2 protein-coding genes and 1 pseudogene are annotated in these 7226 nt (G+C 72.2%); 2 read left to right on the top strand and 1 reads right to left on the bottom strand.

Annotated features, from left to right (window positions below):
• Positions 1–207: pseudogene (locus AB0M20_RS19050) on the top strand (hypothetical protein); the annotation flags it as partial.
• Here the strand turns inward: AB0M20_RS19050 and AB0M20_RS19055 are convergent.
• Entirely contained in the window at positions 170–5647 is a 5478-nt protein-coding gene (locus AB0M20_RS19055) for a biotin carboxylase N-terminal domain-containing protein (RefSeq protein ID WP_364299793.1), read from the bottom strand. The pseudogene AB0M20_RS19050 and the gene AB0M20_RS19055 overlap by 38 nt on opposite strands.
• Positions 5648–5829: 182 nt before the next feature.
• Between AB0M20_RS19055 and AB0M20_RS19060 the strand changes: the two genes are divergently transcribed.
• The coding region (locus tag AB0M20_RS19060) for an alpha/beta hydrolase (RefSeq protein WP_364299795.1) at positions 5830–7226 on the top strand (1397 nt) is incomplete at its 3' end.

The following is a 7226-nucleotide window of genomic DNA, read 5'->3' on the forward strand; positions in this document are numbered from 1 at the left end:
GGCCCGCTCGCGCCGGAGCTCGACGCGGACACCGCGACGGACATCCTGTGGATCTACAACGACCCGGGGCTCTACACGGCTCTGGTGTCGCAGCGCGGCTGGACCGAGCAGGCCTTTCGACAGTGGCTGGCGGCCACGATGCGAAAAGCCCTCCTGCCCGATCGACCGGTCAGTTCGAGCCCAGGCCGCGCTCGATCGCCTCGATGATGCGCGGCCGCAGCTCGGCGGCGCGCACGATGGCGTCCACCGAGCCGACCTCGACCGCCCGCTCGATGCTGTGCACGCGGTCGAACTCCGCGGCCACCTCCCCCAGCTTCTCCGCCCGGACCGCGGACTGCTCCTCCGCGAGCCGTGCGTTGAGGGCCGACCGCTCGGCCCCGGTCGCCGCGGAGATCTGCGCCTGCAGGCCCGTCACCCTGGGGTCGGTGGCGGTGCGGTTGTTCACCTCGCCGGAGAACACCACGGCCGCGGCGGGCGCGCCGCCGAGCACCGAGGCGTACGAGCCCTCCAGCGCGAGCACGGTCATCGACGGGTTGAGCGCCTTGGAGAACACCACGAACGCGCCGCCGTGATAGCGGGAGATCACCACGAACACGATGGGGCCGGCGAAGTTCACGATGGCCCGGCCGATCTCCGCGCCGTACTCCAGCTGAAGCTTGCGCATCGACTCCGGTGAGCCGTCGAAACCGGACAGGTTCGCCAGCACCACCAGCGGCCGGTTGCCCGACGCCGAGTTGATCGCCCGCGCGGTCTTCTTCGAGGACCGCGGGAAGAGCGTGCCGGCGGTGTACGTGTCCGGTCCGTCGGTCGGCGGGAAACCGCGCCGCGGCACCGACTTGGACTCGATCCCGATCAGGCAGACCGGCCGGCCGCCGATGTGGACGTCCTGCACCGCCGCCGTCTCGGCGTCGGCCATGCCGGCCCAGCGCTCCAGCACCGGGTGATCCTGATCGGACACGGCGCGCATCACGGTGCGGATGTCGAACGCCTTCTTGCGGTCCGGGTTGTGCTCGGCGGAGAAGATCTGGCCGACGGTGGTGAAGTCGCTGCCGGCCATCTCGTGCGGGTAGCCGGTGATGTCGCGGTCGGCCGGATCGGTCGTCTCCGCCCTGCGCGGCGCGGTCTCGCCGGGCACCACGTACGTGTGGTCGTAGTGGGCCATCAGCACGTCCCGGGCGGCCGGCAGGGTCGGCGCCCAATACTGCGCCTGCCCGTTCGGGCCCATCACCCGGTCGTATCCGCCGATGCCGTAGTTGTCCTCCGCGGACACGCCGCCGGAGAAGTCGAGCGACTGCTTGCCGGTGAGCACCATCGCCGAGTCCGGGGTCATCACCAGGATGCCCTTGGTGTGCATCAGCATGGTGGCCTCGGCGTTCCAGTACGGCTGGGCGCCGACGTTGATGCCGGCCACGACGATGTTGATCTCGCCGCCGTCCTGGGTGAAGGTGACGATCCGCTTGAGCGCGGCCGCGACCCAGTCCATGTTCTCGGTGCCGGAGTTCATCGAGATGCGCGCGCCGGCCGAGAGCGCGTACCACTCCAGCGGCACCCGCATCCGCTCGGCGAGGTCGAGGGCGGCGATCACCCGGGCGCACTCCGGCTCGGCGAGCGCCCCGAGCGCCTTCGTCGGGTCGCCGAGCAGGACGACGCGGGTCACCCCCTCGGGGTGGCGCCGCGTCGGGGTGGTCACGACACCGGCCACGAGGGCCGCCGAATTGCGGCCCTTCGGGCGGTCCACGGGTACGAGGACACCGTCGCCGTCGAAGTCGTGCTCGACGAAGTCGCCCAGCATGCCGGTCAGTTCGTACGGGTAGATGTTGCCGCGCCGCGCCGCCCGCAGCACCTTCATCCGGTAGTCGTCCAGCGGCTGCACCGGCTCGTCCGACGGCTCGCCGACGTGCACCGTCGCGCCGTTGCTCGGGTCGATGGTGATGGTGACCGCGACGTCGACCAGGTCGCCGCTCTTGGTGCGCTGGCGGGCCAGGAACTGCGCCTCCTCCAGCCCGACGCCCGCGGTGGTCGGCAGGATGCGCTGGGCCAGCGCGTCGAGCTCCTCCATGGTGAGCTCGGTCGCCGGCCAGACGTACATCATGATGCGGTTGGTGTCGTACCGCTTGTTCTGCGGCCGCTGCGCCTGGATGTTGCGCATCGCGTCCAGCGCGGTGGTGATCGCCTCCTCCACCGCGGGCAGCGCGACCAGCCGGCCGTCGGACTCGCGCAGCGGCGTCAGGTCGCGGACCTGGCCCATCACGATCAGCCGCTCGTCCGCCGGGTTGCTGCGCGCCACCGCCTTGAAGAGGTAGATCTCCTCGTCCACGGACGGCAGCCGGGTGAGGTCGAAGGCGCTGAGCCGGCGCAGCTGCAGGCGATTGGCGATCTGCGGGTGGATGCCGCGGATCAGCCGGTCCTCCACGAGACCCGGATCCTCCGCCCCAGCAGGCCGGAAGGTGAAGTGGTGGTGCATCGAGCCGCTGCCGCCGGCCACGGTCGCGGTGATCCGGCGTACGCCCGCCGGCTGCGGGTGGGCGGCCAGCATCTCGCCGAGCCGGACCGCCATCGCGTCCGCGTCCGAGTCCTCCGCCCACGACACGTAGACGTCGGCGACCAGGCCGTGCGGCGGGACGTCCGCGGCCAGCGCGGCGATCGCGTCGAGAGCATTCGGCAGGTGGGTGATGTCGACCGCGGTGGTCGCCACCCGGGTACGCGCCTCGGCGCCGGTGTGCTCGGCGATGACGAACGGGCAGCCCGCGACCTCGCGCACCGAGGCGGCGGAGAGCTGGCGGTTGCCGTAGTAGCGGCGGGTCAGCACCTCGAGCAGCGGCGCGTGGTCGCGGCCGGGCCGCCCGATCCGCTGGCCGATCAGCCGGACGAGGGGCTCCGCGCTGGCGACCATGGCCTGGATCCGGTCGGCGCGGTCGGGCGAATCCGGCTGCCGGTCGAGGTGGCGCAGGTCGTCGCGGACGGCGGCGTACACCTTGGCTCGGTTGCGCCGCAGCAGCGGCTGCGCGAACCAGCGGAAGACCAGACCGCGGGCCAGGTCGGTGACGGCCGGGAAGCGCACCTGGGTGGCCTCGATCAGATGCTCCAGGGTGAGACCGGCCCGTTCGCTCAGCGAATCCTGTGGCGGCGCGCCGGCGAGCATCTCGCGCAGCATCTCGGACACCACGGCGACGTCGGCCGACATCCGCTGCTGCGCGAGGAAGATGCGGAAGACCGCCTCCTCCAGCGCGGGCGTGCGGTCCAGACTCTCGACGCCGTAGTGGGCGAGCACGAGGCGCAACCTGTCCTGGAACCGCTCCGGCAGGCCGGCCCGCTCGGCGTCGAGGCTCTGCAGGTAGCTGTGGAAGAACTCGCGCGGGCTGTGCACCGGGTTGCCCGGCTCGATCTCGGTGTCGCCGGCGGGCTTGTTGCGGCTGAGCTCCAGCACATCGGCGAAGACGGTCAGCAGGTCGAGCTCGCCGGACAGCGGGCGGTTGCCCAGCTCTTCGCGGGCGGTCAGGTACGCGGACAGCACCCGCGTGCGGTCGCGGCGGTCCACGTCGTACCCGAGCACCAGGCCGCGCAGATCGCGCAGGCCACGCTCGGCCCGCTCGGCCGCCGGCGCCGGCCCCGCCTCGGCGGGCAGGTCGATGACCCCGGCCGCGGCGCCCGCGGTCTGCGCCTCGTCGTCGTCGCCCAGCGGCTCCAGGCGCAGCAGCGGCGTGCCGGTCTCGACCTGGCTGCCCACCGAGACCGGACGCTCGCGGATCCGCGCCCGGAACGGCGCGCGCAGCACGTTCTCCATCTTCATGCTCTCCAGCACGACGATGGGCGCGCCCGACTCCACCTCGTCGCCGACCGCGGCCGGGGTCGCGACCACCAGCGCCGGTGCGGGCGAGCGGACGACACCGCCCTCGTCGCGGCTGACCCGGTGGGTGACGCCGTCGACCTCGACCAGGTGGATCGGGCCGTGGGTCGCCGACACCAGCCTGAACCGGTGCCCGTTGACGACGGTCTGGCCGCTGTGCGCGTCGAAACGCTCGAACTCGACGTGCGCGAAGTGGGTCTCGGCGCCGGCGGAGAGGCCGGCCCGGAACGTGGACGGACCGATCCGGGCGACGTGCACCTTGTAGCTCGCGCCGCGCAGCTTGAGGTCGAGGGGGCGGCTGGTGTCGTGCCGGGCCTGGGGACGCCCGCCGTACGCGGTCTCGAGCAGGCGCCGGCGGCTGACCTCCTCCTCGTCCTCGTACGCCTCGATGGCGGCCACCGCCAGTGCGACCGCCGAGTGCCGGTGGTTGACCAGGCGGCCCTCGGCGCGTACCCGGTCGATCCAGCCCGTGTCGGCGCTCGCCTCGATCACCTCGGGCTGGTCGAGCAGGTCGAGCACGAAGCTCTTGTTGGTGGCGCCGCCCTCGATGATCACCGTGGTCTCGGACATCGCCCGCCGCAGCCGGGCCAGCGCCTCGTCGCGGTCGCGGCCGTACGCGATGATCTTCGCGATCATCGAGTCGAAGGCGGCCGGGATGTTGTCGCCCTCGCTGACGCCGGTGTCCACCCGGATCCCGGGGCCGGCCGGCAGCGCCAGGCGGCTGATGCGGCCGGGCGACGGCGCGAAATCACGGTCGGGGTCCTCGGCGTTGAGCCGCGCCTCGACGGCGTGGCCGAGCTCCTGCGGCGGCGGGCCCTCGAGCCGGCCGCCGGACGCTACGTGCAGCTGGAGCTTGACCAGGTCGGTGCCGGTGGTGATCTCGGTGATCGGGTGCTCGACCTGCAGGCGGGTGTTGACCTCGAGGAAGGCGAACAGCTTCTCGCCCGGGTGGTAGAGGAACTCGACCGTGCCGGCGCCGCGGTAGCCCACGGCGAGCACCAGCCGCACGGCCGACGCCTTCAGCTCGGCGGACTGCTCGGCCGAGAGCACCGGGGACGCGGACTCCTCGATGATCTTCTGGTTGCGCCGCTGCACCGAGCAGTCGCGGACGCCCAGCGCCCACGCGGTGCCCTGGCCGTCGGCGATGACCTGCACCTCGACGTGCCGGGCGCCGGAGACCAGACGCTCCAGGAAGACCACGCCGGAGCCGAAGGCGCGCAGCGCCTCCTGGCTGGTGCGCTCGTACGCGTCGGCGAGCTCGTCGGGCGAGGTGACCTTGCGGATGCCGCGCCCGCCACCACCGGCCGTGGCCTTGAGCATCAGCGGATAGCCGATCTCGCCGCCGTGGCGCAGCGCGTCCTCCAGCGTGGCAACCTCACCGCGGCTCCACGGGGCGACCGGGACGCCGACCTCCTCCGCGATCAGCTTGGAGCCGATCTTGTCGCCGAGGCGGCGCATCGCCTCCGCGGACGGGCCGACGAAGGTGACCCCGATCTTCTCGCACAGGTCGGCGAAGGCCGGGTCCTCGGCGACGAAGCCCCAGCCCACCCACACCGCGTCGGCCTTGGTCTCGACCAGCGCCCGCTCGAGCACGGCGTGGTCGAGGTACGGGCGCGCGGAGGCGGGGCCCAGGTCGTAGGCGATGTCCGCCTCGCGGACGAAGGTCGCGGTCCGGTCGAGGTCGGTGTAGAGCGCGACGGTCTCGATCCGTGTCCCGGTTTCGGCCGAAAGATCCCGCACTGCGTGGATGAGCCGCATCGCGGCTTCTCCGCGATTGACGATGGCGACGCGACTGAACACGGTTGAGCCTCCCTGTTCTACCCAACCGCAGCCTACGTTGCTGGGGACCCCGGGCACGCGGAGGCACGGCGAGCGCCCAAAGATCCATGGTTGTCAACGTTTCGTACGGTCGGCGAGGTCGCTGTTCATCGAGCGACGTCATCGGCGCCCGCCGGTGACCCACCCGACGAAAGGGCAACTGCATGCGAGCAACACGGATGTTGATCGCGGGCCTCCTCCTCACCGGAGCGGTGGCCGTGCCGACCACCGCGGCGGCCGCCGCCGCGCCCGCCGCACAGACCAGCGCCGTCGAGGCCCGCCGCGTCGACCGCGTCCCGACCCCGCGGCTCAACTGGTACGCCTGTTACGAGTGGGCCGAGTGCGACACCGTCGACCTGCCGCTGGACTACGACCGGCCGAACGGCCCGACGGTCGAGATCGCCGTGCTGCGGGTCAAGGCCCGCGACCAGGCGAACAAGATCGGCACCCTGTTCGTGAACCCGGGCGGGCCCGGCGGCCCCGGCACCGACATGGCTCTGGGCGCGCCGTTCTGGCTGGGCTCGGAGGTGATGGACCGGTTCGACGTGGTCGGCTTCGACCCGCGGGGCCTCGCCTACAGCGACGAGGTCAAGTGCTTCAGGAACACCCGGGAGCAGACCGAGAAGCTGGCCGGGATGAACGTGTTCTTCCCGTGGACCGAGGAGGAGACGGCCGCGTACGTCAACTCGGCCCGCGAGCTCGGCAAGTCCTGCTCGACCACCGGCAAGCCGCTGTCCGGGTCGATGTCCACCGCCGAGGTGGTCCGCGACATGGAGGTGCTGCGCCGCGCGGTCGGTGACGACAAGCTCAACTACCTGGGCTTCAGCTACGGCACCGCGATCGGGCAGTACTACGCGAACATGTTCCCCGACCGGTTCCGCGCGATCACCGTCGACGGCGTGCTCAACCCGCAGAGCTGGGTCGGCAACCAGCAGACGAAGGACATGACGCTCGACGACCGGCTGCGCAGCGCGGACGGCGCGTTCAAGGCGCTCAGCGAGATCTTCGAGCGCTGCGACGCCGCCGGGCCGGAGCTGTGCCCGCAGGCCGGGCGGTTCGCCGCCGACTTCGAGACGGTCGCCGACCGGCTGCGCGCCGAGCCCCTCGAGCTGGAGGACCCGGCCGGCAAGTACTACTTCCGGTACTCCGACTTCGTCGGGAGCGCGCTGGGCAACCTGTACGGCCCGTTCGCGTACGAGGGCATCGGCTTCATGGTGGACGACCTGCTGGTGCTGACCGACCCGGGCTCGGACGCGGATCGCCGCGCGGCGGCGGCGAAGCGGCTCAACGAGAAGCTCGCCGAGCGCGGCCAGCGGCCCGGCCGGGACTTCCCGTACTTCAACGGCGCCGAGATGGGCGCGGCCGTCATCTGCACCGATGGCCTGCACCCGGCGGACGCCGCCCTGTGGCCAGAGCTGACCGCCCGGGCCGACGAACGGGCGCCGTACTTCGGCCGCGCCTGGGGCTGGGGCGACGCCATGTGCGCCCGCAAGACGTGGACGGTCCAGGACGAGGACGCGTACCGCGGGCCGTTCAACAAGCGCACCGCGGCGCCGGTGCT

This window comes from Actinoplanes sp. NPDC051633 (genome assembly GCF_040681735.1).
GTDB lineage: Bacteria > Actinomycetota > Actinomycetes > Mycobacteriales > Micromonosporaceae > Actinoplanes.